Annotated in this window: 16 protein-coding genes; 10 read left to right on the forward strand and 6 right to left on the reverse strand. The window is 71.0% G+C overall.

Annotated features, from left to right (window positions below; all coding sequences use genetic code 11):
• Positions 1 to 36 precede the first annotated feature (36 nt).
• From OG241_RS27805 to OG241_RS27835, 7 genes are all read left to right on the forward strand, one after another.
• Entirely contained in the window at positions 37 to 2,424 is a 2,388-nt protein-coding gene (locus OG241_RS27805; protein WP_405818939.1) for a VWA domain-containing protein, read from the forward strand.
• Positions 2,425 to 2,518: 94 nt separating this feature from the next.
• A complete protein-coding gene (locus OG241_RS27810; RefSeq protein WP_405818941.1) occupies positions 2,519 to 6,040 on the forward strand; it encodes a tubulin-like doman-containing protein in 3,522 nt (1,173 codons plus the stop codon).
• 2 nt (positions 6,041 to 6,042) lie between these two features.
• Positions 6,043 to 8,928: a hypothetical protein gene (locus tag OG241_RS27815; protein WP_405818942.1), complete on the forward strand. Its 2,886-nt coding sequence runs from the start codon at positions 6,043 to 6,045 to the stop codon at positions 8,926 to 8,928.
• Entirely contained in the window at positions 8,922 to 11,105 is a 2,184-nt protein-coding gene (locus tag OG241_RS27820; protein ID WP_405818944.1) for a hypothetical protein, read from the forward strand. Before OG241_RS27815 ends, OG241_RS27820 begins: the two co-directional genes overlap by 7 nt.
• A complete protein-coding gene (locus tag OG241_RS27825; RefSeq protein ID WP_405818945.1) occupies positions 11,102 to 12,958 on the forward strand; it encodes a hypothetical protein in 1,857 nt (618 codons plus the stop codon). Before OG241_RS27820 ends, OG241_RS27825 begins: the two co-directional genes overlap by 4 nt.
• Positions 12,959 to 13,010: 52 nt before the next feature.
• Positions 13,011 to 13,559, forward strand: a complete 549-nt coding sequence (locus OG241_RS27830; protein ID WP_405818946.1) for a hypothetical protein — start codon at positions 13,011 to 13,013, stop codon at positions 13,557 to 13,559.
• A gap of 191 nt (positions 13,560 to 13,750) precedes the next feature.
• The gene (locus tag OG241_RS27835) at positions 13,751 to 15,127 is read left to right on the forward strand and encodes an alpha/beta fold hydrolase (protein ID WP_405818948.1); all 1,377 of its coding nucleotides are present in this window, start codon (positions 13,751 to 13,753) and stop codon (positions 15,125 to 15,127) included.
• Between the two features lie 129 nt (positions 15,128 to 15,256).
• Here OG241_RS27835 and OG241_RS27840 read toward each other — a convergent pair whose 3' ends face one another.
• Positions 15,257 to 15,439 carry a hypothetical protein gene (locus tag OG241_RS27840; RefSeq protein ID WP_405818950.1) on the reverse strand — a complete coding sequence of 61 codons (183 nt, stop codon included), beginning with the start codon at positions 15,437 to 15,439 and terminating at the stop codon, positions 15,257 to 15,259.
• On the opposite strand from OG241_RS27840, the gene OG241_RS27845 reads away from it, so the two are divergent.
• On the forward strand, positions 15,423 to 15,638 hold the full coding sequence (locus OG241_RS27845; protein WP_405818951.1) for a winged helix-turn-helix transcriptional regulator: 216 nt from the start codon (positions 15,423 to 15,425) through the stop codon (positions 15,636 to 15,638). The genes OG241_RS27840 and OG241_RS27845 overlap by 17 nt on opposite strands.
• A 69-nt stretch (positions 15,639 to 15,707) precedes the next feature.
• On the opposite strand, the gene OG241_RS27850 is transcribed toward OG241_RS27845, so the two are convergent.
• From OG241_RS27850 to OG241_RS27860, 3 genes are all read right to left on the reverse strand, one after another.
• The gene (locus OG241_RS27850; RefSeq protein WP_405818953.1) at positions 15,708 to 16,310 is read right to left on the reverse strand and encodes a hypothetical protein; all 603 of its coding nucleotides are present in this window, start codon (positions 16,308 to 16,310) and stop codon (positions 15,708 to 15,710) included.
• Between the two features lie 120 nt (positions 16,311 to 16,430).
• Entirely contained in the window at positions 16,431 to 17,849 is a 1,419-nt protein-coding gene (locus OG241_RS27855; protein ID WP_405818955.1) for an ATP-binding protein, read from the reverse strand.
• A gap of 238 nt (positions 17,850 to 18,087) precedes the next feature.
• Positions 18,088 to 19,653: a carbohydrate-binding protein gene (locus OG241_RS27860; protein ID WP_405818956.1), complete on the reverse strand. Its 1,566-nt coding sequence runs from the start codon at positions 19,651 to 19,653 to the stop codon at positions 18,088 to 18,090.
• A 320-nt stretch (positions 19,654 to 19,973) separates the two neighbouring features.
• Here OG241_RS27860 and OG241_RS27865 point away from each other — a divergent pair, with 320 nt between their 5' ends.
• A complete protein-coding gene (locus tag OG241_RS27865) occupies positions 19,974 to 20,843 on the forward strand; it encodes a calcium-binding protein (protein ID WP_405818957.1) in 870 nt (289 codons plus the stop codon).
• Between the two features lie 296 nt (positions 20,844 to 21,139).
• Here the strand turns inward: OG241_RS27865 and OG241_RS27870 are convergent, their stop codons facing one another.
• Positions 21,140 to 22,975, reverse strand: a complete 1,836-nt coding sequence (locus OG241_RS27870; protein WP_405818958.1) for a lysyl oxidase family protein — start codon at positions 22,973 to 22,975, stop codon at positions 21,140 to 21,142.
• A gap of 193 nt (positions 22,976 to 23,168) precedes the next feature.
• Positions 23,169 to 25,220: a sigma factor gene (locus tag OG241_RS27875; protein WP_405818960.1), complete on the reverse strand. Its 2,052-nt coding sequence runs from the start codon at positions 25,218 to 25,220 to the stop codon at positions 23,169 to 23,171.
• Between the two features lie 205 nt (positions 25,221 to 25,425).
• On the opposite strand from OG241_RS27875, the gene OG241_RS27880 reads away from it, so the two are divergent.
• On the forward strand, positions 25,426 to 25,839 hold the full coding sequence (locus OG241_RS27880) for an SsgA family sporulation/cell division regulator (protein ID WP_405818962.1): 414 nt from the start codon (positions 25,426 to 25,428) through the stop codon (positions 25,837 to 25,839).
• Positions 25,840 to 25,847: the final 8 nt, after the last annotated feature.

Raw genomic sequence — 25,847 nt, forward strand, 5'->3', positions numbered from 1 at the left:
CCAGGAACACCGGAGAACGGGAAACAGGGGACGGCCGTGGGACAAGTCAACGGAGTACGAAGGACAAGAAGGGGCCGGGCACGGCGCACCGCGCTCGCCGTGCTGGGTGCCGCCGTAGTGCTCATATCCCTGTCGGCGCCCCCCGGCCGGCACTCCGGGCGGGACTCCGGGCGGGACGTCCTGCCGGTGGCGGAGTCCGAAACCGCCTTCCCGGCGGTCAACTACGCGGTCGCCGTGGACGAGTCGGCCAGTCTCACGGACGCGGACATGGCCGCCGAGAAGGCCGCCGCCGCACGGATCGCCCTGGGTGACGTGTCCTCGGAGTCCCGGATCACGGTCTTCGGGTTCGCCGCCGCCGAGGAAGCGGGCCAGAGCGCGGTGGACCCGGTGTGCCCGCGCACCACGCTGGACGCGGCGGGCCGCGAGACGGTCGGCGCCTGCGTCGGAAAACTGCGCAAGCGGGAAGAGGGCGAGGGCACCGGCACCGACTTCCCGAGTGCGATCCGGCAGGGCGTCCACGAACTCACCACCGACACGGACTCCTCGGCGCCCCGGGTGCTGTTCCTGCTCACCGACGGGATCATGGAGGTCGGCGACAGCCCCCAGTACGGCGACCTGGCGCACCGGAAGGCCGAGGGCGAACGGCAGTTGACGCTGGAGCTGGCGGAGGCCGCCGCCCAGGGCGTGCAGATCTGGACGCTCGGCTTCGGGCCGACGCCGGACGAGAGGCAGCTCGCCCGGATCGCGGCCGGCGGCTACCAGAAGGGGTGCGTCGCCCTGCCCTCCGCCAGGCCGAAGGCCGCGAAGGTCGAGGGGGCGAAGGAGATCGGCGTCACGCTGGAGAAGATCTTCGCCGCCGCGCACTGCATGCGGCGCGAGGAGGGCCCCGCCGCCAGGCGCCCCCCCGCGACCCTGAAGATCGGCATCTCCCCGCTGGCGACCGTGGGCAGCATCGTCGTCGACAAGGGCGACCCCCAGGTGCGGATCACCTACACCGACCCGGCGGGCCACAAGGTGCCCACCTCCGGCACCTACCGCAAGTCCCGCTTCGAACTCGCGGGCGGCACCGGCACCGTGGAGGCGCTGAAGATCGTCGACCCGTTGCCCGGCGTGTGGAAGGTGCGCGCCGAGGCGCCGGAAGGGCACCGTTCGCAGCCCGTCGCCGTCAGCGTGCTGTGGCAGGGCGAGCTGCGCGGCGCCATCACCATGGACCCGCCGTCCCCGCGCGCCGGCGACCGGGTCACCGTGACGATGCGGCTCCAGACCCGCGAGGGCTACCAGATCAGCGACCCGCGCGACTACGAGGGGCTGCGCGTCAGGAGCGAGCTGACCGGCGCCGGTTTCGACCCGCTCCCGCTGGCCCTCGCCGACAACGGCAAGGGCCAGGACGCGAAGGCGAGCGACGGTTCGTTCACCGGCGCCACCAGGATCCCGGCGTCCGCCGACGGGGCTCTGAAGGTGAGCGCGACGCTGACCGCCGCCGGCCTGAGCGCCGACACCCGCAGCGAGGGCGGCCGGGTGGCCCCCGGTGAGCTGCCCGTCACCACCGCCCTCGACCTGCCCGCCGCCGCCTCCCACCCCGGCGACAAGGTCACGGGCACGCTGGCCGTCCACAACACGAGCGACACCGCGCACACCCTGAGGTTGTCCGTCACCGACCTCAGGGCGGGTCTCCTCACGGTGACCCCGGCCGACCTCACCCTGAAAGCAGGGGAGTCCGGGACCCGCGAGGTGACCGTCGAGGTCGCCCCCGCCGATGTGTTCGGCGACCGTCTCACCGACGACGGGCTGCTCCTAGCGGGCGACGTCACCGTCGTGGACACCACCGACGGCGGCCGCCGCCTGGTCCAGAGCGCGCTGTCGGTGGAGGTGACGCCGGAGCCGGGGGCCTTGGAGGAGTTCTGGGACAGCTGGTGGTGGGCGGTCCTGACCGGCGTCGTCCTGTTCGCCCTGTCCGGCGCAACGGTCCTCGCCCTGATCCGGCTGCGCCGCGCCCGCCGGGACCCGTACGGCCTGGTCCTGCGGCTGCTCGACGAGCACGGCGAGCCCCTGCCGGGCGAGCCGCACGTCGCCGGGCACGGACACAAGCAGTGGTACGAGTTCGGCGTCGCCGAGGCCCACATCAGCCCCCGCATCGAGCGCCGCGCCCACGGCCCGTACGCCGTCCGGCGCAACCCCAACGGCGGTGCGGTGCTGCGCAGGCGTGGCGGCGGCCGGACCGCGTTGTCGGTCACCGGTCCGGCCCAGCTGACCGAGGGACTGAGCCTGGCCCTCGGCGAGGAGGCCCGCACCGCCCGCAATCCACGCAACTCCCGTAACTGGAAGGGAAGTTCGGCGTCCGCCGGTGGTCCCGCCGGTCCCCCGCACGGCACCGACCCCGACGGTCGGGGCAGCACGAGCGCCTACGACGAGACGTACCTGTGACACCCGCACCCCCCACACGCACACCCACGCCCACCCACACGAACGTTTCGAGCACGACCACGCGGCCCGGCGGCCGTGAGCGGGGAGGAAACCCATGAAGATCTTCCAGCCGATGCTCTTCGTCGGCCTGGGCGGCACCGGCGGCCTGGTCGGCGCCGAGCTGGAGCGCAGACTGCGCGCCGAGCTGTGCGGCCCGGACGGCTCGGCGCTGAGCCGGATCAGCGGCAGCGCGCCCTACCAACTGCCCGACTGCCTCCAGTTCGTGTACGCGGACTACAGCGAGTCGGACCTGATGCGGCTGCCCCAGTTCAACGTCGACCCGTCACTGCGCGCCGCCTACTCCCGTACGTCACGGGCCACCCACGACCTGCTGCCGAACTTCGACAGTTCGCCCGAGGTCACCAAGATGCTCCGGGCCAGCATGCGCTCGGAGGTCGCCGGCTGGCTGCCGCCGCGCACCGACGAACCGCGCGTCACCCCGCTCCACAACGGCGCCGGACAGCTGCCCACCGTGGGACGCGCCGCCCTGTTCGCCACGCTCCGGCACGGCCTCGGGCCCGTCCTCACCCCGCTGCTCCAGGCGATCGACTCGATGGCCAGGGCCGGCGGCGAACTGGCCGAACTGGGCGGCGGAAAGGTCACCGGCTGCGATGTGTTCGTCGCCTTCTCGGTGGCCGGCGGGACCGGAGCCGGGATCTTCCTGGACTATCTGCACCTCATCAACCACGCCTTCCAGCTGCGCGGCTTCAACGGCGTGAAGATCTACCCGCTGGTCGTCATGCCGTCGTCGTTCTCCTCGGCCACCGGCGGCGGACGCGAGGCCGAACTCAACGCGGCCCGCGCCCTCGTGGACCTGTTCCGGCTGGTGGACGGACAGAACGCGCCCACCGAGGGCGCCGAGATCGGCGACCTCGACCACACCGCCGGGATCGGTGTCCGCTACCCCGGCACCCAGCCGATCCGGCTGCGGACCGGCATCCTGCCCACCTCGTTCCTGTTCAGCCCGACCGCCGGCATCCGCCCCGACGACCTGCGCCGCTCCATCGTCTCCCTGGTGATGTCGCTGATCGGCACCGAACTGGGCGACACCCGCACCCGGGGCCGGAGCACGGGCGGCGACGACGACTTCCAGACCTTCGCCGCGAGCTTCATCAACCGGGGTGTGCACCGCAGCGCCCTCTCCCCCACCGGCATCGGCCGCCAGGGCGTCTCCACCAGCCTGGTCGCGTCGATGACCGTACCGATGGACCAGCTCGCCGACCTGGTCGCCGGCCGGATGCTGCGGGAGGCGGTCACCGACCTCGTGGAACGGCCCCGGCCCGCGCTGCGCGAGAGCACGGTGCCGATGATCCGGCAGCTGTTCGCCGACTCGAACCTCGGAGAGCTGTGGGAACGCAGGCAGTTGCCCGTACTGGACCCCGACCCGCTGCCGCGCGGCAGCAAGGCGGTCGAGACGGCGCTCGCCGAGCGGATCTCCGACATGCAGCGGCTGCTCGCCGACCTGCGGTCCGTCGCCGAACGCACCGCCGCCACGATGGCCGACCGGTTCTCGCCGCGCCCCGCCATCGACAAACTCCTGCTGAGCGTCGACCCCTTCCACGCCGACCGGGTCGTGCGGGGCATGCCGGAGAACGACGACCCGATCGCCAAACTGGGCTTCCTCGGCATGCTGGACAACCGCTCCCGCGCCCCGCAACGCCCGGCCGGCATGACCGACCAGCCGCCCAAGATCCCCCGCATCAAGGGCAAACTGGCCGGCGTCTCACCGCCCCGCTGGGGCGACGACGACGTCACTGCCGTGCTCCGGGAACAGGACGCCTGGTACCAGTGGCGCTGCCGGACCATCTGGCACGAGGCCTGGCGTGAACAGCAGCAGCACTGGCGGGCCCCCGCCGACACCGCGGGCGCCGACATCGCCCGGCTCGTCAACGCCTTCCGCGCGCACAGCGAGCAGGAACGCAAGGTCTCCGCGCAGAAGGGCCTCGAACTGTACGAGGACCGCACGGGCATCTCCTACCTGCTGCCGCCGCAGCGCACCCTCAACCACTTCTACGAGGACGTGGTGACCAGGCTGATCCGCCGCGAGGGACTGCGCGAGACGGAGGACGCGGCGGCGCTGCTGCTCAAGCTCGTCTCCGGCGACATCTGGCGTGACGTCCACGGCCTCAGCCGGCGCAGCCCCGACGGCGCGGTGTCGGTCGTGAAGGCACAACTGGAGGGCCGGATCACGCGGTTGTTCGCCGAAGGCGGCGAACGCCTGGAGGAACGGCCCCTGTTGCCGTCCATGAGCACCCTGCTGGCCGCCGCGGCAGGCGACTCCGACGCCGCCGACCAGGTCAGCAAGGAGGCCCTCGACCTGTTCGGCCGCAAGCTGGCCGGACTGCTGCCGGTCGGCTTCACCCCGGAGGGCACCGGCCCCCTGCGGGTGCTGGTCACCTACCCGCGCGTGGAGGCCGTCGACGAGGTCGAGCAGTACCTCGGCAAGGCTCTGCGACTGCCGTCCGACGCCCGGAACTCCGTCGAGTACCGGGGAGTCGAGAGCGACTCGGTGACTGTCGTCCTGTTCCGCAGCGAGATGAGCCTCACCCAGGTCCCCGAGGCCCGCAAGGTGCTGCGCCAGTGGGCCAGGGCGAAGGACAGCGAGCAGGCCCAGGACGTGCTGCGCTGGCGCCAGCGGCTCGGCTACCGGGACAGCTGGATGGTCAGCGGCGAGGAGGACCGCCGCGTCATCCTGCACCGCCTGCTGTGCTGCATGTGGAACGGCCAGGTCGACGTCGTCGACGGGGAGAGCGCCTCCCCGGAACGCGTCCGGCTGCGCCTGCACCCCGAGGCGGGAGCCCAGGTCCCGGGCGTACGGCTGCGGTTGGGGGACTTCCCCGGCGGGGTGTCGAGCTGGGCTGAACTCCTGCGCTCCTACGAACGCTGGACCGTCCTCGACGACGAGCGCACGGTCGAGGACTACTGCCGCGAACTGATGGGCGCCCAGCCGACAGGCCTGACCCGAAGCGGCAGCGACCCGCACCCCCTGTTCGTCGAACTCGTCGAGAAGACCGCCCCGCGCCAGCTGGAGCTGCTCGCGGAGCGCCGCGAACGGGACGGCGAACGCGTCGAGGGCTGGGTACGCCCCCTCTGGGAGTTCTGGGCGGAGACCCTCCCGGCCGCCCTGGACACCGAGTTCGGCGACCAGCGCGCGGTCCAGCCGACCCTGCGCACCCTCCTGGAACACGTCCGCGGCGGCACCCCGCCCCTGCGCCGCCTCCCCCAGCCGAAGGCCCCCCGGCGCCGCGCCGACGAGGAGGACGAGGACGACTGGGGCACGGCACGCCAGTCGTCCGACGCCGAGGAGAACGGGCCGGACCCCGACCGGGACAACGATGACGACGACAGGAACAGCAGGAACGACAGGGGGTACGGCGACCCGTACCGCGCCAACTACCGTGCCCCGGACGGATACAGCGGCGGCGCCCGTCGTCGTAACGACGGGCGTGTCAACGGCTCCCCGCGCGGCACCGAGCGCCCCGCCGCGCCCTGGGACCAGCCCGACGACGACCCCGACGAGCGCCGGTACGGCCGCCGGGACAACGACAGCTCCCCCTGGGACGGAGACGCCCAGTGAGCATGGCTGCGAACTTCGGGGGCTTCGGCCCCGTTGTCGTCCCGCTCGACCTGCGCTCCGGGGCGGCGGCACTCGACACCCCCCAGGCACTCCGGGCCCGCGTCGCCCGCCGTCTCGCCCAGGCCGGTCAACCGGAGCCCGACGACCCGATGTTCCTGGTGACGGACACCCCGGCCGGGCTCACCGACCACCAGCGGCAGTACGAACTCCTCGCCGCCCACCGGGCCGTGGGGGAGGTCAGGATCCTGGTCCTGCTGGTGGGCAGCGCGCCCGGTTCGTACGCCGGTGCGGACGAGGCGTTCCGGCCCGACCGGCGCCTGCTGCGCCCCGCCGTACTGCGCACCGACCGTACGGCCGTCCTGTGGGCCGGTGACCTGCGCTCCTCGCGCACGGCACTGGAGCAGCCCGCGCCCGACGACCCGGACGCGCTGGCCGTCCTCGTCGACGTCCTGTCGGTGCCGGACGTCTTCCGGCGCGTCCTGAAGGACGTGGCGGCACTGCCCGACGCCGTCGCCGCACCCGGCGTACGTCTCCTGGAGCAGGACCTGCCCCCGGAGACACGCGACCGGGCCTGGCGCGACGCGCTCACCCGCTTCGCGGGCCACGACTCCGACCACGCGCCGCCGACGGCCATCGGGTCCGGCGTCGATCTCCCGGACCCGCTACGGGCGTTGGCGACCGGGCGCGGCGGCCGGGACCAACGGCACCGGCATCCGAACGGCACGGCGGAGGAGACCTACCGGGCCTGCGCGGACGCCCTCGACTACGCCGACGAGGCGCTGGCCGGCCTGCGTACCCTCCCCGGGCTGCTGCGCCCCTCCCGCCGCACCGCCTTCGAGGCCGACCTCGACCAGGCCCGCCAGTCCCTCGACGCCTACCAGGCCCTCGTCGGCAGGGCCCTGCGCAGCGGCACCGGCACAACGTCCTCGACCGCCGAGGCAGCAGCCCGTCTCACCGACCTGGGCCTGCGGGTACCCACGACGGAGGGCATGCGCGACCGAATCGGCGACGCCCTACGCGAATACGCCGAAAAACTCCTCGCCCAGGGCCTCCCCCTACGCTCGGTAGCCCAACGCTTCACCACCTTGGCCGGCCGAGTAGAACCAGTCCCGAGTTCGGCACTGACACGAAAACTAACCGAGTTCGACAGCACCCCGTCAGGGCCGCGAGGAACCACACAACCAACCACAACGAACGAACACCCAACACCCGACAGCCCCCCACCCCCAGGGGCGCGAGGAACTGCGCGACCAGCCACAACGGACCCGCACCCAACACCCGACAGTCCCCCACCCCCAGGGGCGCGGGGAACTGCGCGACCAGCCACGACGGACGCGCACCCGGCATACGACGTCACCCCCGCCGCAGCCGCAACCTTCACCGCCGCCCTCCTGGCCGCCCTCTGGCAACCCCCACTGCAAGCGCTCGCCCTCATCGTCCCCCTCCTCTTCGTCGCCACGTCCCGGCTAAGCGCGTCCCGGCTGCACGACCCCGGCCGCCCAGGCCACCGCTGGGCACTGGCCCCCCAGATCACGGCCTTCGCCGGCGCCCTGACCGGGGCACTACTCGCGTACGCGACCCACCCCGCCCCCTGGCTGAGCACGTCCGGCCTGCTCCTCGGCCTGTGCGCGGCGGCGGAGACGACCCGCCGTCTCTGGCGCACGGCGGCCGACGCCTGGCCACCGGGCCACGCCACCACCGCACTCCGCCGCTCCCTCGCCGGCCTCGACGCCCTGCTGGCCCAGGGCGTCCGGGAACACTGGGCCGTCGAGGAGCGCCTGAACTGCGCGGACGCCGCCCGTTCCGTCGCCGGTGTACTGCGGGCGACGGCAGCGGCGGCGGAGGCCGAGGCAGTACCCGAACCCGAGCGGGCGACGGTCGGGGGCGGCAACGGCATGTACGGGACGTACGGCGACTCGGGCTCCGCAGCGGACGACTGGCTGTCGAGCACCCCGGACGCGTTCTCGGGAGCCGGCGACGGTGCTGCCGACGAGACCGACGAGAAGGACGGCCACGACGACTGGATGAGCGCCTACGCCTGGCCGGACGCCCCGCCCTGGGACGACCCCGCCAGCCCCGCCAATCCCGACGCCGCCACCCACCCGGCGAACACGGCCACCGCCCCCGACGAGCCCCCCGTATCCCCGCCCGCCCGGACACCGCACCCCGCCCCGCCGGACTCGCCGGGGGCGAACGGCGCCGGGGGGACGCCGCGTTGGCTGGACCGGGAGACCGGCGAGGGCGGCCCGGAGCTGGTCGCCACCCTCGCCGCCGACCTCACCGACGCCGCACTGGAGGCGATGCGGTCCTACTGGGGCGCGGTGGAACGCGGCCAGGCCGGCACGCTCGCCGCGACCCGTATCGAGGGACGGGTCGCCGAACTCCTGTCGACGGCCCGCAGGCACCTCCGCCACAACGGGGTCCTGGCCCCACCGCCGTTCGCCGCACCCCGCCGCGCCCGCGCCACCTCGGCGAACCTGCTGGGCACCGACCCGCACGGGCTGGCCGAACTGGTCGGCGCGGAGACCGACCGGCAGGCCGTGGTCCAGCTGTCCTCGCCCGACCAGAGCACGCTGCTCAGCCGCGACCCGGCGGCGGCGGTCTGGATCAGGTTCGCGCCCCTGGCCGTACGCGACGAGGTCGAGAAGGCCTGGCGTACGAACGGTGCGGACCGGTCGCAGGAGGTGGAGTGGACGTCGTCGGGACGGTACGCGGGCCTGCTCCGGCTCACCCCGCTGCGCCCCGGCGTGGTGGAGACCTTCCGCCCCCGCGACGACGGCGACGGGCACGACAGCCCGTACAACAGCCGGCCCGACAGCCCACACAACAGCGCGTACGACAGCCCGTACGACGGCTCCAACGACCGAGCGGACGGCGACCGATGGTGACCCGCACCACCCACCACGGGCCGGAGCGTCCGCCGGGCCCCGAGGGCCCCGCCGACGCCAAACTCGGCTTCAGCACCCCCTCCGGCCGCCGCCGCGTCGCCCGGGTCCGCTTCGGCCCCGAGTCCCGGCGCGATCCGCAACTCCCGCCGCTGATCCGCAACGCCCTGCTCGACGACCGGCGCCAGGGCCAGCGCTGCGTACAAGTCCGGCTCTCCGCCGCCGACGCGACGACACCGGCCGCCCGCGCCCTCCTCGACACCGAGGCGGGCACCGCGCTACGCCTGCACCGACTGGTCGACGGCACCGAGTTCGCCCCGCTCTTCCCCCGGCTCATCGGCTACGAACTGGACACCGACGAGCCGTTCCTCCTGTACGACCCACCACGCGGCGCCACCGCCGCGAGAACCCACGTCATGTCGTCGACAGACCAACGCGTCCTCACCCGGGACCTGATGCTCGCCCTGTGCCTGCTGGACGACCAGGGCCTCGTCCCGCGCGGCATCTCACCTGCCACCGTGCTCTGGGACGGCGCCTCCCTCCAGCTCTGGGGACTGGAGGGCGTGGCCGACGCCGGCCGGCCGCGCACGGCCTGGGGCCGCGCCCCCTACTCCTCGCCCGAACAGCGCCGGGGCGAGGGCCTCGTCGACTCCCGGGACGCGGTGTGGAGCGCGGCCCAGGTCCTCTACCGCCTGGTGACCGGCCGCCCCGGCCACCCCGACCGGTCCCCCGCCGACCTGGCCGAACACCGGGTCCTCGACGAGACGTTGCGCGACGCCTTCGCCCCCCGGGCGACCGCCCGCCCGTCCCCCGCCCAGCTCCTCGACCTGCTGGCCCCCGGAACATCCCGCCGGGCCACCCTCCTCTCACCCCCCGACGAGACCCGCCAGGACCGGGAGGCGTTCGAACAGGCCCTGCGCGCCAAACGACAGGCACCCCTGGCACCCCCCTCGGACGTCGGCCCCGCGACCGGGCTGACCGAGAGCGAGGTCACCTGTCCGTACTGCCTGGAGACCATCCAGCTCGACCTGAGCGCGCTGTACGTCACCGACAGCCGGATGCAGTACCAGTCCCTGAACCTCGCGGGCGTGGGCAGACTGCGCCGCCAGGACGTGCTGCGGGGCGCCGTCCAGAAGTGCACGGCCGACCCGGAGTTCCCCGAACACTTCATCCCCGTGCCGTACTTGACGTACGGCCGCCCGCTGACGGTCGCGATGGTCGGCCAGTCCTCCACCGGCAAGAGCCATCTGCTGACCCAGATGATCGCCGAGATCACCGACGGCGGCCTCGAACCCTTCGGTCTGTCCTGGCAGTCCGTCAACCCCGAGCAGCATGCCCGATTCGTACGGGAACGGGTGCAGCCCCTGCGCAACGGCCGGGTCCTGGACCACACCACCGGCGTCGGCCTGGACGGCTTCGCCCGGTTCGTCGAGTCCCTCCTCATCACCGACGCCCACGGCCAGGTGCGTCCCGTCGCCTTCTTCGACCTGGGCGGCGAGGATCTCGTACGAACGGACGCGGCCCTGCGGTTCCTGCTCGGGGTGGACGCGCTGGTCTTCGTCGTCGACCCACTACTGGCCCTCCCCGTACCGCAGTTGGACCACGCGAGGGAACGCGGGGGAGTCGAGGTGAACCGGGACGGCGACCTCGCCTTCGCGACGGTCCTGGACCGGCTCCCGAAGACGGGCCCCTACCTGGAGGTGGCGGCCACGATGGTGCTGGCCAAGGCGGACCTGCTGCGCTTCCAGTCCCCGGTCGACCGCTGGCTGGCCCGGGGGGCCCACACCACCCTCGACCCCGCCGTGCTGCGCGAGGAGAGCCAGGACGTCCACGCGTTCCTGCGCCGCCATGCGGGCCAGGCCTGGCTGCGCCCCTTCGACGCGATCCGCCGGTGCACCCTGCACGTCGCGTCGGCCACCGGCGGCCAGGAGGACCAGGGCCGCTATCCGTCGGGCGCGGCCCCCCGGCGCGTGCTGGAACCGCTGCTCTCGCTGCTGGCGATGCACGGCCTGATCGACGTCCCCGGCGGCCCCGAAGCGTTCGCGAGGGGCGAGGCGGCGGCCTGGGAGGCGGTACCCCCGGAGGACTCCACCGACGGGGAGCTGCGCGTACCCGGGGCGCGAGGAGCCGGCGGACCCGGCCGCCAACGGGAGCGGGAACGGGGAGGAGAAGAGAAGTGAGCGAATTCAGCGAATCCAACCTGAACGAATTCCATGAGACGTCCTCGATGCTGTCGGCGTCCTCGGTGCATCAGATCGTCTTCCGGTGGGAGGGCAACCAGGGCCGTCAGGGCACCGGCATGAAGGCGGTCGCCCACTCCTGCCCGCCCGAGCGGGCCGAGCAACTGGGCCGCGAACTGGGCGCGTTGCTGTGGGTGTCGGGCACGGGCGCGGCCCGCCCGAGCGTCGTGCGCACCCTGTCCCGTGACGGCGAGGTCCTGCTCGTCCAGCGCTGGCCCACCACGGACCGTACGGGCCGCCCCAGCACGGCCAGCCACGTCCTGACCGGCGCCCCCGCCACCCTGAACACCCTCCGGTGCCTTGGCCTGGCGTACGGCGGCTGGGGCTCCCGTAAGTTCGCGGAAGGGGCCACCGGCTCGAAGCCGGTGGTCGACTGTGCGCACCTCGACGACCTCGCGCACGACCGCCTGCCGAAGATGGAGGCCCGGCTGGAGAACGTGCGGGGCGCGCTGATGATGACGACGGCGGAGTGGCTGCGCGACCCGGCCCAACGGGTGTCACTGCTGGTGGGCGAGGAGAGGCCGGCGGGCTGGCCGGACCAGGACGAGGCCGCGCTGGTCTACCTGGGCCTGTTCCTCCTCTTCGACGACTGGCCAGGCCGCGACTGGACGTTCGCGACCTACGACACGGTCGACACCCACCCCCTGCGCCTGACGTCGGTCCCCCGCTGGGAACAGGAAACCGGCGGCTCCGGCCCGCTGGCCAGGGTGATGGGCGGCAGAACGGTGGATGCCCGTTTCGAACACCGGGCGGCGTCCCGCCTGGTCGATCACCTCCTCGCCCACCGGGGGGCTCCCCCGGGCGTGCCCCAGCTGACGGAGGAGCTGCGCGACGGCGCGACGATGGACTGGGAGCGGCGACGGGACCTGCTGCGGAGCATCCTGCGCACGGAACACCGGCCGGCCGGCCCCCGTACGGAAACCCCGAAGGAACGGCCGCCGCAGGAACGCCAGCTGCAGGAGCGGCCGCCGCAGGAACCGCCGGAGGAGAACCACCACCAGCACCCCCCACGGCCACAGCAGGAGCCGCACCGCGAAACGACGTACGAGAAGCCCCAACCCCAGCCCCAGCCCCAACCCTCCTCCACCCACCAGCATCACCAGCTCCATGACGACCTGCGCGGTGATGAGCGCGGGGACCAGGTGGAACACCGCATCCTGATGGCACAGTTGCAGAAGGCACCCGACGACGTACTGTTCCGCGAGCTGCTCCAGTCCGACGAACTCCCGCCGCGATCACTTGAGTTGCTGCTGTCCGAGCTGGGAAACCCCCGGCGCCGCGAGACCCGTCCCCGGAAGATGCAACAGGACCTGTGCGCGCAGGTGCTCCGCAACCGTCTCTACCTGACACCCCACCTGACACCCCACGGGCAGACCGGGGAGTCCATGTCGGGCGCGGCCCTGGCGGACCGGGCGGCGCATCTCTTCTCCTGGGCCGTGGCCCCGCTGGCCCGCGAGGAGGAGTATCTGCACGACCTGCACGAAACGCTGTACACCATGGTCCGGGCCCAGCACCCCGTCTGGTCCAACTGGCTCTCGCGGACGCTGGTTTCCCCGACGTACGGCGAGGTCCCCGACCTGCCGCCGCCGATCTGGCAGCAGATCCTGCGCGACGCGCTGGTCCGCCCGACCGGATCCCAGCCGACCGTTCTCCCGCCACCACCCACCACCACACCGCAGTCCCCGGTCCCCTTGTCCGGCCTGGACAAGCTGACGAGCGGCGCGGGCTGTGTGATCGGGGCGTGCGTCACGATGTTCGTCCTGATCGTCACGATCGCGGTGATCGCCATGTGAGGGAGGTACGCTGACCGTCTTTTTTGAGACAGCAGCGGACGGGGAACACAACATGCCCAGCAGGAAACGCCTGATGGTGGCCGGTCTGACGATGGTCCTCATGGCCGGACTAGGCGCGTGCGGAGGCGGGAACGACGCCTCGCGGGGGGACTCCTCCGTCAGCGACAACAGCGGCAACGGCAAGTACGACAGCGCCCCGCAGCCCAGTCCCGAGCCGACGACCGTCTCCGGCCTCCGTGGCACCGTCCGCCACATCACCCGCAAGACGGCCAGGGCCACGCGCCCGCACCTGGTCAGGAAGTGCGCGCTCGCCACCGAGAAGGTCAAGCACACCTCGCGTACGGGCACGGGCAGCAAGAAGAAGACGCGCACCTGGTACACCACCGAGAGCTCCCAGAAGTGCACGAAGGTACGAAGCGGCACGGAGACGTACACGCGGGTCGTGCGACAGGAACGCTGGTGCGTGAGCCTGGACGACGTGAACGGCGACAAGGCCAAGGACGCCGTCTGGTACGAGGTCACCCACGCGACCTACAACGAGGCCGCCGCAGCCGACCGGTTGGCCCCCCTGACGTTCGACCCGAGGTCCACCGGCTGCTGATCGGCGACCAGTGACGTCCGGTTCCCCCAATTAGACAGCGGGTCAAGTTACTCAACCGTAATCTACCGACCGCTACCCGAGGTAACCGACCAGTAGGTACGGTCCTGGCGAACCAATCAGTAGGGAGAGGCGGCCTCATGGCGTCTCCCGGTTCCTCACTGCTTCCTGCCCCACTTCACAGGAGGTTCGCCATGCCCGCACGCAGACGGCTCCTGGCCGCAGCGCTCACCGCTGCGACCTGCTTGGGCGCTCAGGTTCTCTCGTACACAACAGCCACGGCAGCCACGCCGGCCACAACAGCCACGCCGGCCACCGCCTCGGACGCCTCCTCGACGGAGCCGGTCGTGTCCGGAGGTGTGGAGATCCCGGCGTTCTACACGCCCCCGACCACGCTCCCCGCCGCCGACGGCGCGGTGGTCCGCTCGGAACCACTCCCCCTGGCCATCTCCCTCCCCACCCTCGACGGCCCGCTGCCCGGCCGGGCAACCCGCCTGATGTACAAGTCCACGGACTCCAACGGCGCCCCGGTGGCGGTCACCGGCGCGTACATCGAACCCACGGCGGCCTGGAAGGGCGGCGGCGCCCGTCCCCTCGTGGCGGTGGCCCCCGGCACGATGGGCCAGGGCGACCAGTGCGCGGCATCCATGGGCCTGGAGCATCCCCTGCTCCTCAACGGCCGTACGGTGTCCGTCGGTTACGAGGACGTGGCGATCTACCGCCTCCTGGCGACCGGCGCCGCCGTGGTCGTCACGGACTACGCCGGCCTGGGCGCGACAGACCGCCTCCACACGTACGTCAACCGGCTCGACGAGGCCCACGCGGTACTGGACGCGGTACGCGCCGCCCGCTCCCTCCCCGGCACCTCGGTCACGTCCGAGTCCCGGGTGGGCCTGTTCGGCTACAGCCAGGGCGGCGGAGCGACGGCGGCGGCAGCGGAACTCCAGCCGTCCTACGCCCCCGACATCACCCTCGCCGGCACCTACTCGGGCGCCCCACCGGCCGACCTGACGGCGGTCACGAAGGCGATCGACGGAAGCGAACTGGCGGGCGCCCTCGGCTGGTCCCTCAACGGCTTCCTCCAGTCGGACCCCACGCTGAGACCGCTGGCGGAGGCCCACCTGAACGCGGCGGGCAAAGCGGCCATGACCGACCTGTCGACGATGTGCGTGGGCGACGCCCTGCTGCACTACGGCTACGCGAAGAGCACGAAGTGGACGACGGACGGCGCGTCGCTCTCCGACATCATCGCGTCCACCCCGGCCCTGCAGACCTTCCTCGACAGCCAGCGCATCGGCACCCTGACACCCTCGGGCCCGGTACGCGTCGCGACGGGCACCAGCGACAACCTGGTCCCGCACAAACAGGCCCGCCGCCTCGCCAAGAACTGGTGCGCGAAGGGCGCGAACATCACGTACGTGCCGGTGATCCTGCCGAACGTGATCAGCCCCCTGCTGAACCACTTCACTCCCCTCCTCGCGGACCAGGGAAGCGCGGTCAACTGGCTGACAGACCGCCTGTCGGGAAAGCCGGCAACCTCGAACTGCGGGGTGCTGCCGATCCTGCCCTGAGCGGTGACACCGAGGCAGACCGGGGGCTACGTCCCCGGTCTGCCAAGACACACACCGTCCAGAGAGTCCGTCGCGTGGACAGGCGGTGTGGACCGCACGCACGGTCCGCACCGCCGAGGGGCTCGCCTGTCAGCCGGTCTTGAAGTCGGGGTGGACCTCCTCGACGCGGTCGCGCCTGGAGTACAAGTCCCAATAGAGCCCGGCCAGGTCGGCCGGATCGACAACCGGCAGGGAAGCCGCCTCGGGGTCGGCGGCAGCCGCCTCCGCGACCTCGCTGCCGGTGATGAAGGCGCCGATGGACAGGGTGCACACACTGCGCCAGCTCCACGAGGACGGCCTGGTCACGCGGACCGCCTACGCCGAGGTGCCGCCGCGCGTGGAGTACGCCCTGGCCCCGCCCGGCCGCGGCCTGCACGAGATCGTCACGCCGTTGATCGGCTGGGTGTCCGACCACCAGGACGAGATCCGCGCGAACCGCTCCCGCGCCAGTACCTCCTCGTCCCGGTCCTGAGCCAGGGTGCCCACCGACACTCGGGGGTGCCGGACGGAAGGGCGAGTGAGCCATCCGGGTCGCTGACTGTCAGAGAAGGTCCCGCCAAAAGGGGACCGTCGCTACGGGGTCCCAACCCTCGTCGACGTCGCCGCGTGCCTCGTCGAACTCCCGGTGCATGTAGTCGACGAGGTCAAGGCCGTAGTAGATGATGTCGGTCTGCCACATCGACAGGACCGGATGCCCGAAGTTCCCCCGTCCGGCGGGAAGGTACCGGTGGGCGTACACCGGCACGAGCAACGGCACATCGGCGAGATGACGCCGTGCTGCGGCAAGGGCGACCGCGTCATCCAACGGACGCTCACCCCAGGCCGCGTACCAGAACCCGTTGTGCTCCACGTCGAAGAGAACTCCCTCGACCGGCCGGTCGAGCCGATCCCGCAGCTTGGCCGGATCCTCGCTACGCCATTCGGGCCAGGGCTTTGACCAGGTCTGCCCCTCCTCGGGCGGAACATTGACCGGAAGGCCCGCTGCGAGGAACGCCCGGTGATCGTCCGCGAACTCGAAGCCGTACTCGTCCTCGATCCGCGCGAACTCGGAGGCCGTCAGTCCCGGCTCGAACTCGTAGAGCCCTGTCTCCACCAGCCGTCGTGCGGCCTCCGCGCCCAGGCGCGTCCCCTCTTCACTGATCACTGGCGCACGCTAACGCCAAGGAGGTCGCGTCGGCACCTGAGTTGGGGCGGCCTGTATGTCAGGGCCTTCGTCTCCTCAGCGCGGGGTCCAGAGGATGGGGGGCCGGGGCCGACCGGAGTGTCAGCAAGGCCACGCGTCCAGGAGGTCCGCCGGGCCGTACTCCGCGTCGAGCCCCGAGCAGTCGGTACCGCTTCGCGAAACGGCGACGACAGGAATCGGGTCCGGTGTCAGCAACGCCCGGTGGCGCAGAAGCGCCGACAGGTCGTGGCGGTCGAAAGGGGCGTTCTCCAGCCACTTCACCGAACCGACGAACAGCAGTTCCTTGGCGATGGGGGCGCGGTCGGCTCCGACGATGTCGATCTCCACATCGTTGGTACGGGTCCAGTAGGCGCCGATCGCAGGAGCGGCCGGCAGGTGCGTGTCCGGCAGCAGGCGTGCCAGAGCCTCGCGTACGAGGGGTTCGACTGCGCGACCACGCCAGCTGGTCCAGTTCTCGCGAATGCGGTTCAGCGTCAGATCGCCCCGGCCTCGCTCGATCTCGTCCATCGCGGGTCCGAGGAATCGCAGCCAGAAGCGGAGATAGGGGTCGGCGACACGGTAGCGCCGGTCTTTCGAAGGGCCTGTGGACACGGGGAGTTCAGTCGCGATCACCCTCTTGTCCGCGAGGGCCCCCAGCGAGCGCTGAAGCGGGGTCGATCCGATGCCGCCGGCGGCACGGGCGATGTTGGCGAAGGTCCGTTCTCCGCTTCCGATCGCCGACAGCACCGCACCCGCCTGGGCCTGCTTCGGGAACTCGGCGGCAAGCGACCGCTCCGCCGAGACCAGCAGGGCGGACACTGGATCGTTCAGTACGGCCGAGAGGAAGTCCCACATTCCGGCGCCGTGCGGCCATTCCGCGCAGATCAGGGGGAGCCCGCCGGTGATCAGCGCCGCGTCGAAGGCCTCGGCGGGTTCGAGGCCCAGCATCCCGCCCACTTCGGCCGGATTGAGGGGACCGAGCACCATCTCCCGACCACGCTGGTGGAAGGGGCGGCCATAGCTGTTCAGGGCTTCCATCATGGAGAGATCGGAGCCGATGAGGATGAGCAGCACCGGCCTGACCTCCAGCACTCTGTCCCACGCCCGCTGCAAAGTGCCCTCGAACGCCCCCTCCGCGTCCATCAGATACGGCACCTCGTCCATCACCACAACACTCGCCCGATCCGCGGGCAGGGCTGCCGCGAGCACGTCGAAGGCGTCGTCCCAGCTCGCCGGACGGGCCGAGGCCAGCAGGCCGGCGAGCGGGAGATTCGACGTCTGGGCGTCCCGGCCGAGCCGCTGGAGATCGGCCTCCTGCGACGCTCCCGTGGCCGCGTAGAAGAGAAAGGGCACACCGGACCGCTCCGCGAACCGCTCGACCAGCCGCGACTTCCCTACTCGTCGGCGCCCCCGCAGCATCAGACACCGCCCGGGCCGCTCTCCGCCGACACCGGCCGAGACTTTGCCGAGCTCCCGGTTCAACGTCTCGAGCTCACGCGTCCTGCCTACGAAATCGCCCATGCCAGTACCTTCCGAACCCTCCGACGGTCCTCACGATCCACGACAGGGTAGCTAACATTCATGTTACTAACATCGATGTTAGTAACATGAATGTTAGCCCCGAAGGGGATCCGGGCAGCGCCAATGGCGGACACCCCCAGGTCAGCGACCTGGGGGCGTCCGGGGTGTCTGGATATTGCAGTCCAAACTCAGCCTCGTACGGAAGGGCGGAAGGGCGGAAGGGCGAAAGCCGCTCCCCCTACCCCCCGAACGTCACCACCAGCCGCCCGTCCGAGGCGAACGACCAGTGCAGTGCGCCCGCGTACGACGAGCAGCGTGCGCCGTTCGTGCCCGACCAGAACTGGTTCGACGTGTCGGAGTCGCCGACGATGCGGTCGTTCGTGCCGCTGGCGCTGCGGCAGGACGTGTTCGTGCGGAACACCGACGTACCGCCGTCGAAGTTGAAGTTGCGCTCCGTGTTGTCGATGCTGACGTTGTCCGACACCGTCAGCGTGCCGGGGTTGCTGTTCCAGGTGAAGCCGTGCTTGCCGTTGTTGTAGGCGATGCTGCGCCTGACTATGTGGTTGACGGCGATGTCGTCGCCGCCGAGCTTGTAGCCGTTGCGGTCACCGTTGCCGGCCTGGGAGCCGTCGGTGAGGGTGCCGTTCTTGTAGGAAAGGGAGTCCTCGATCGTGACCGGGCTGATGGGGCCCGTGTCCGTCTTGGTGTAGAGGTCCCAGCCGTCGTCGATGTTGTTGTGGGACACGGCGTAACGGAAGACGTTGCCCGCGCCCGTCGTCAGTTTCGCCGCGAAGCCGTCCGCGTCCTCGCCGTCCGAGTCGGCGTTGTCGTGCGACTCGGCGCTCAGGATCAGGTTGTTGGCGGGCCAGTCGGCGGCCGGGGTGGTGGAGGCGATACGGCCGAGCTGCAGGCCGGTGTCACGGTTGAAGCGGGTCACCGTGCGCTCGACGACGTTGTTGCTGCCACCGACGTAGATGCCGTTGTCACCCGCCCGTTCGACGACGAGGCCCTTGATGTGCCAGTAGTTGGCGTTGAGCTGGAGGCCCCGGTTCGAGGAACTCTCGGTCTGCGCCGAGAAGTTGAGGACCGGGGTCTCACCCGGGTAAGCCGCCAGGACTGTCCGGGCGGACGCGGTGCCGTTGTTGCCGACCGGGATCGTCACCGTCGAGGCGTAGTTGTACGTGCCGCCGCGGACGTAGATCGTGCCGCCGGCGGTGATGCGGCTGATCGCCGAGGTGAGAGTGGTCGGCGCCGATGACGTGCCCGCCGCGCTGTCGGTGCCGGACGGGGACACGTACAGGGCGGAGGCCGTCGGCGGGGGTGTGGTGCCGCCGTCCGGGACGTTCGCGTCGAGGTAGTCGATGTTGGGGAGGCCCGCGGCGGCCGTCGGGTTGAGGCGGACGGTGTTGTTGCCCGCGACCACCGGCACGGTCAGGGTCTTCGTCGTCCACCCCGTCCAGGTGCTGGTGCCCTCGAACGACGCCGTCGAGACCGTCGTGCCGTTCACGATGATGTTCACCGAACGGGCGGTGGTCGTGCCGTTGGCGAAGCGGACGCTCAGTGTCGCCGTGCCCGATGCGGGTGCGGATACGGTGAACTGGGCATACGAGCCGGCCGAGTTGGTGCCGTTGCAGAATCCGCTGCCGGAGTAGCCGGTCCAGTCGGAGTCGATGGTGCCCGTGCAGACCGCCGGCGAGGTCTCGGCCTCGTATCGTGTGGTCGCGGCCTGTGCGGTGGTGCCGGAGAGCGCGACGAGTGTGCCTGCCAGCAGGCTGACGCACGCGATGACGGGTCTCAGTTGCATCGTTGTTCTCCATCTCCAGGGCGGTTGGATGAAGCGGAGGATCTGCTGCCGGACCGGATTGGAAAGCGCTTTCTCTCGGAAGTTAGAGGTGTGGTCCTGGACACGTCAATAGTCGCGTACTTGATCGTTGTTCACATGGATGGACGCGAACGGACCGGGGTGGACGGGGGTGGGGGATGTGGACTACCCCGTTCTGCCCGAACGCTTGGCCTTCCGCTTGGGCGGCCGACCACAACCCGGAGCGCACCTCGGCCGTCTCACATGGCGTCACTGACTCCTGCACCGTCCCAAGTGCCCATGTGGCCCTGGAGGTTACTCACATGCCCTCTTCCCCCACCCGCCGTCGCACGTCCCGCACCGCGTCGGCATCGGCACTGGCGTTGACTCTGGCCCTCGGTACCGGACTGGCGGCGGTTCCGCTTGTGCTGGCCGCCGGTACCGCCGGTGCCGCGACGCCGTCCGCCAAGGCCGAAGTCAGCTTCAACGACCGGGAGTTGAGCTACACGGCCGCCGCCGGCCAGACCAACAAGCCGACCGTCACCGAGTCCTACGCCAACGCCACGGACATCACCTTCGTGGTCGACGACGTCGTCCCGATCAGTGTCGGACGCGGGTGCGTCTACCCCAGCGCCACCGACCACACGAAGGTCGCGTGCACGGTCGTCACCGTGGACAGCCAGAGCCCGTACCAGATCCTGCTGATGGACCTCCGTGACGGCAACGACGTCGTCGACTTCACCAACAAGACCGACCAGGCCTATTACACCAACGCGATCGTCCTCGGCGCCGGCAAGGACAAGCTGACCGACCGGGGCAGCGTCGACGCCAACTACGTCGACGGCGGGGCGGGCGACGACACCATCGCCGCGGGCCCCGTGTCGATCGTGCGCGGCGGCGACGGCAACGACACCATCACCTCAGTCGGCGACATCGCGGAGGGCGGCAAGGGCAACGACGTGATCCGCGGCGGCGCCGGTGACCAGATCCTGAGAGGTGACGACGGCAACGACACGATCTACGGCGGGTCCGGCACCGACAACCTGTACGGCGGCAAGGGCAACGACGTCCTGTACGGCAACGCCGGCGTCGACTACATCTGGGGCAACAGCGGCAACGACAAGCTGTACGGCGGCGCCGGCAACGACGTCCTCTCTGGCGGCGCGGGCACCAACGTCGTACGCCAGGACTGACGGTCTGTCGGCCGTACGACGCCACACCTCACACCTCACAGAGTCGGCCCTGACGGCAGAGGCACCGGAGAGATCCGGTGCCTCTGCCGTCAGGGCCGACCTGGTAGGACATACCGGCGACCCACCGGAACAAGGGCGCAGCCCACCGCACCTCCGAGGAGCTGTTCCCCCGGAGGTGCGGTGGGCGGCCTGGGTGAGTCGGCCGGTTACTTCACGTCGATCTACTTCACGTCGATCTACTTCACGTCGATCTACTTCACGTCGATCTACTTCACGTCGATCTACTTCACGTCGATCTACTTCACGTCGATCAGGTCGTGCGGCGGTACCGTCACCGTCCGCGCGCCCTCGGTGCCGCCGAGGATCACCTTGCGCAGGGCGACGTTGTTGTTGAGGTTGGACTCCTGGAGGCGCTTCTCCGGGTTGGCGATGACCTGGATGTAGTACGTGCCGTTCGGGAGGCCGGTGATGTCGAAGGACTGGCCCGGGCGGTACTGGGTGTACGTGTCGCCGGAGCCGACGTCCAGCACCTCACGGACCGAGAGGGAGCTCTTCTCGCCGCAGGCGGTCGACAGGTCGGTGTTGTAGGGGTGCCAGTTGGCGTTCTTCACCGTGTAGTCGATCGCGTCGGTGTTGGCGAGGCAGAACGCCTCCTTGCCGCTGCGCACCTCCTCCTTCTGGTCGGCGCTCAGGAGGCGGTAGCTCGCGAAGTCGGTGAAGTGCCAGTGCTCGTGGCCGATCCGCGGGTCCCACTCCATGGTGCCGGTCGGCGTGTAGCCGACCTGCTTGCCGTTCGCGTCGTAGAAGTACTGGTAGGCGTCCATCAGGTCCTTGCCCGGCTTGCGGAAGCCGTCGACGACCAGCGGGGCCGGGCCGGCGTTCCAGACGTTCGCGCTGAACGCCAGGTAGTCCTTTCCGGGTACGTCCCCGTCCTCGCCGTCCGTGACTGCGATGTCCCACGCCGGCAGTGAACGCAGGTCCGGCTTCGGCACGTTGGCCGGTACGCCCGCCCTGCCCGTGGGCCGCTGGGCGGCGGCCTTCAGCGGGGGCGCGACGCGCGAACCGTCGGTGTGACCCGGACCGTCGCCCAGGTGGTGCGCCTTACCCAGGTCGACCAGCGCGTTGGGGAAGGCCGGGAGGGTGGGCATGTCCGCGCCACGCGGACCGTAGTGATGCGACGCGAGCGGGGCGGAGAGCTGGGCGCCGTGGCTCCCGCCACCCCCGGAACCCCCGTGGCCCGCATGGCCCGCATGACCTCCGTGGCCCGCATGGCCTCCCTGGTGGGCGGAGGATCGCGTGGCCAGCCCGACTCCGCCACCTCCGCCACCTTCGCCGCCGTCACTCCGCGGCAGTACCGTCACCTTGATGGTCGGCTGGTCATTGGGGATGCCGAAGAAGTCGCGGTACATCTTCGCGATCGACACCTTTGCGGTGTACTCCCCCGCCTGCAGATCCAACGGGTTGCCGTAGTCGACCGAGCTGACGTTGGTGGCCCAGCCCTTCTCCACGCCCCACACACCGCCCAGCGTGAAGGGGTTGGTGGAGCAGCTCTCCGGGAAGTGCGAGGTGGCCGGGCCGTCCGGGCGGATGCGGCCGGAGGCGTCGTTCGGGCAGAAGGTGCCCTTGGTCTTCGCGACCTCCTGACCGGCGGCGTTTTTGAACGACACCTCCAGGAAGCCCGGCAGACCCGCGAAGTCCTTCACCATCCCGGGAGGCAGTCTCTTCGCCTGCGCCTTGCCGCCCTTGCGGATGATCTGTTCGGCGATCACCGGGTCCTTGTACGACTTCCGGGTCACCTTGAACTCCAGCGGCACGTCGTCCACGGTGACATACGTGCCGAGGTCCAGGTAGACGCCGGGTTCCCCCTCCCAGCGTTCGGCCGTCACGGAGTCCGACGCGGCCACGAGCCTGAGCTTCGGCTTCGTGGGCGCGGCGCTCGAAGCGGCTCCGGCTCCCGGAGCCGCTCCGGCCACCGACACGACGACGGCCAGCGCGGCCCCCGTGGCGAGTGCCGAGTGCTTCACGCGGTTGTTGACTCGCCGACTGCCGTTCTTGCTGGTGTTGTTGGTGCTACTGCTACTGCTACTGCTACTTCCAGTTGTGTTGGTGGTGTTGTGTTGCTGAGTGGTCATCGGTTCCTCGTCTGCCAGTGCCATGGTCAAGTGGCATCGGACTGGACACAGCCCACGACCGGCCGACCCATGTACGGACGCACCCCAACGCGTCCGGGCCGGGCCTGTGAGCAACCTGTGAGACAGGGGAAGCCGTGTCGAGGTTGCTCGGCGAGGAAAAATTCAACCGAAGGCGGTTCGTTCGACCGCCGGCTCAGCAGCCGCCGGGGTCAGGAACCGGGGGCTCCTCAACAGGCGCGGGATCCACGGGAGTTGGGGTGACCGAGGCCGGATCCGGGTCGGGCTCCGGTTCCGGGTCGGGAGCAGGATCCACCGGAGCGGGCGGCTCGTAGACCGGCGGTTCGGGCGGATCCACCACGGGCGGTTCCACGACCGGGGGCTCGACCACGGGCGGATCCACGACCGGCGGCTCCACGACGGGCGGGTCCACGACCGGGGGCTCGACCACAGGAGGTTCTACGACCGGCGGCTCCACGACGGGCGGGTCCACCACAGGAGGTTCCACGACCGGCGGCTCCACGACGGGCGGGTCCACCACAGGAGGTTCCACGACCGGCGGCTCCACGACGGGCGGGTCCACGACCGGGGGCTCGACCACGGGCGGATCCACGACCGGAGGCTCCACCACAGGCGGATCCACCACAGGAGGTTCTACGACCGGCGGATCCACGACCGGGGGATCCACGACCGGCGGCTCCACCACAGGCGGATCCACGACGGGCGGCTCTACAACCGGGGGATACACCACAGGCGGATCCACGACCGGCGGCTCTACAACCGGGGGATATACCGCAGGCGGATCCACAACCGGCGGAGCCACGACCGGCGGCTCGACCACAGGCGGATCCACAACCGGCGGCACCGGAGGCACAGGCCCCCCAGGCGTCCCGCTCACCGGCGGCGCCGGCTCCCCGACCGGCGGCTCCGGCGCCGAAGGCACAGGCTCGACCGGCGCACTGGGAGCAGGCACAGGCGGCACAGCCGTTACCGTCCCGACCCCCGTGCCCGGACCAGCCCCAGGTCCGGCACCCGCACCCGTGCCAACACCGGTACCGGTACCAGTACCGCTCCCCCGAGCCACCGTGACCACCGAAGCAGCGGCAACCCGTACCTCGGTCGGTGCCCGCTCGGGCATCACCCCGCTCGCCGGGCCCGCCTTCAGCGGCACCGGCACAGGCGCCGTCACCGGCACGTCCGCCACCGGCGCCTGTGCCGGTGCCACCGGCTTGCCCGCCAGCGGAACCCGGGTGCGTTCCTGCGGTTCGACCTGTGGAGAGGTGAGCGCGATGGTGATCGCGACGGCCGCTGCCGCCGCCCCCGAGGCCAGCGCGAGCGCCTTGGGCGCCTTCGTGCCACCGGTCACTACCCGACGTACCGCATGGACGGCGTGTGCCGCGTGCAGCGCCCCACCCCCGTGCCCGGCCGCGGCGGAGGCCGCGGTCGACGCACCGACGGACGACGCCGCGAGCGACAGCACGTACTTCCCCGTGCCGCCCACCAGAAGCACCAGCAGGGCGGGCCCGACGAGCGCGGGCAGGCGGTCGTTAGTGCGCATCAGCAAAGCGAGTCGATGGCGGCAGTCGTCACAGGTGTCCGTGTGGGCGACGAGCTGGTCGGACTGGCGGCGGGTCGCGGTGCCGCGTACGTACGCGGGCATGCGGACCCAGTACGGCCGGCACGCCGTGTTGTCGGGGACGCCGGGCTGCTCGCGCAGGAAGGCCTGGCGCATGCCCTCGCGGGCGCGGTGGAGGAGTACCGCCGTGGCGCCCTCCTTGGTCCCGGTGCCGATCTGCGGGCCGATCGCCGCCAGGGGCTGCCCCTCCGCCTCCGCCAGCCACAACGCCTTGACCCAGCGGTCGGGGAGCTGGCCCAGCACCCGTACCAACAGGTCGACCGAGGACACCTGTTCGGCGGGGTCGTCGACGTGACGGCCCTGGGAGACAACCCGTTCCGCCCGATCCAGCCGCTCCGGACCACCCTGCGGATCCTGCGGGGTCTCACGCGCCGAGTTGCTGCCCACGGTGGCCGCCAGGTGCCGGACCGTCGTCATCAGGTACGCGGGCACGTTGTCGATCTCGTGCCCCGCCGACAGGCGTCGCCACACCCTGAAGTGGGCCTCGGCGACCAGGTCCTCCGCGGCCCAGCTGCTCTTGGTGAGCGAACGTGCGTATGCGACGAGGCGCGGTTGCTGTTCCTCGTAGATACGGGCGTAGGCGTCGGTCGCTGCGGCGGTGTTGTCAATCATGGGCAGGAACGCTCCAGTTACCTGCGGATGGGACATTGAGGACGAGTTTGTAAGGCTAGATGACAAAAAACTCAAGTAATTACAGAAGGTGATGCACGTCACATGGGGTAACTCCGGTATCGGCGTAATGCCAGGGCACTACCGGAGGTCGAGGGGGCAGCTCGGCACAACTGGCCCAACGCCTCACCCGGACGGGAAGACGATCATGTACAGAACCCTGGAGCAGTCCGCACGCGCCCGCCTGATAACCCCCGGTTACCAGGAGCTTCCACTCGTCGTCACCCTGCGCTACGACTCCGCCGACCCGCTCGCCGTGCACCTCGTCTTCCCCGACGACGTCTCGGTCGACGGGGAGGGAGTGACGTGGACCTTCTCCCGGATGCTGCTGGAGGAGGGGCTGACCAACCCGGCGGGGATCGGCGAGGTCCACCTGTGGCCGTGCGGGCCGACGCGCACGGTCATCGAACTCCACTCGCCGTACGGGCTGGCCGTGATCCGGTTCCGTACGGCGCAGCTCCAGCGCTTCCTCCACCGCTCCTACGGGGTTGTCGCGCCGGGCATGGAGGATCTGGCACCGGACGTCGAACGCGGCCTCGCCCTGCTGCTCGGCGGGGTCTGAACTCCGCA

The sequence above is a fragment of the Streptomyces sp. NBC_01390 genome (genome assembly GCF_045040105.1).
In the GTDB taxonomy this organism is placed as follows: Bacteria; Actinomycetota; Actinomycetes; order Streptomycetales; family Streptomycetaceae; genus Streptomyces.

What these genes read in the sequence shown, in the direction of transcription:
- OG241_RS27855 (WP_405818955.1), bottom strand. Translation starts at nt 17,849, where the DNA reads ATGGGCGATTTCGTAGGCAGGACGCGTGAGCTCGAGACGTTGAACCGG.
- OG241_RS27835 (WP_405818948.1), top strand. Translation starts at nt 13,751, where the DNA reads ATGCCCGCACGCAGACGGCTCCTGGCCGCAGCGCTCACCGCTGCGACC.
- OG241_RS27845 (WP_405818951.1), top strand. Translation starts at nt 15,423, where the DNA reads ATGGACAGGGTGCACACACTGCGCCAGCTCCACGAGGACGGCCTGGTC.
- OG241_RS27810 (WP_405818941.1), top strand. Translation starts at nt 2,519, where the DNA reads ATGAAGATCTTCCAGCCGATGCTCTTCGTCGGCCTGGGCGGCACCGGC.
- OG241_RS27830 (WP_405818946.1), top strand. Translation starts at nt 13,011, where the DNA reads ATGCCCAGCAGGAAACGCCTGATGGTGGCCGGTCTGACGATGGTCCTC.
- OG241_RS27820 (WP_405818944.1), top strand. Translation starts at nt 8,922, where the DNA reads ATGGTGACCCGCACCACCCACCACGGGCCGGAGCGTCCGCCGGGCCCC.
- OG241_RS27815 (WP_405818942.1), top strand. Translation starts at nt 6,043, where the DNA reads ATGGCTGCGAACTTCGGGGGCTTCGGCCCCGTTGTCGTCCCGCTCGAC.
- OG241_RS27865 (WP_405818957.1), top strand. Translation starts at nt 19,974, where the DNA reads ATGCCCTCTTCCCCCACCCGCCGTCGCACGTCCCGCACCGCGTCGGCA.
- OG241_RS27860 (WP_405818956.1), bottom strand. Translation starts at nt 19,653, where the DNA reads ATGCAACTGAGACCCGTCATCGCGTGCGTCAGCCTGCTGGCAGGCACA.
- OG241_RS27875 (WP_405818960.1), bottom strand. Translation starts at nt 25,220, where the DNA reads ATGATTGACAACACCGCCGCAGCGACCGACGCCTACGCCCGTATCTAC.
- OG241_RS27870 (WP_405818958.1), bottom strand. Translation starts at nt 22,975, where the DNA reads ATGACCACTCAGCAACACAACACCACCAACACAACTGGAAGTAGCAGT.
- OG241_RS27880 (WP_405818962.1), top strand. Translation starts at nt 25,426, where the DNA reads ATGTACAGAACCCTGGAGCAGTCCGCACGCGCCCGCCTGATAACCCCC.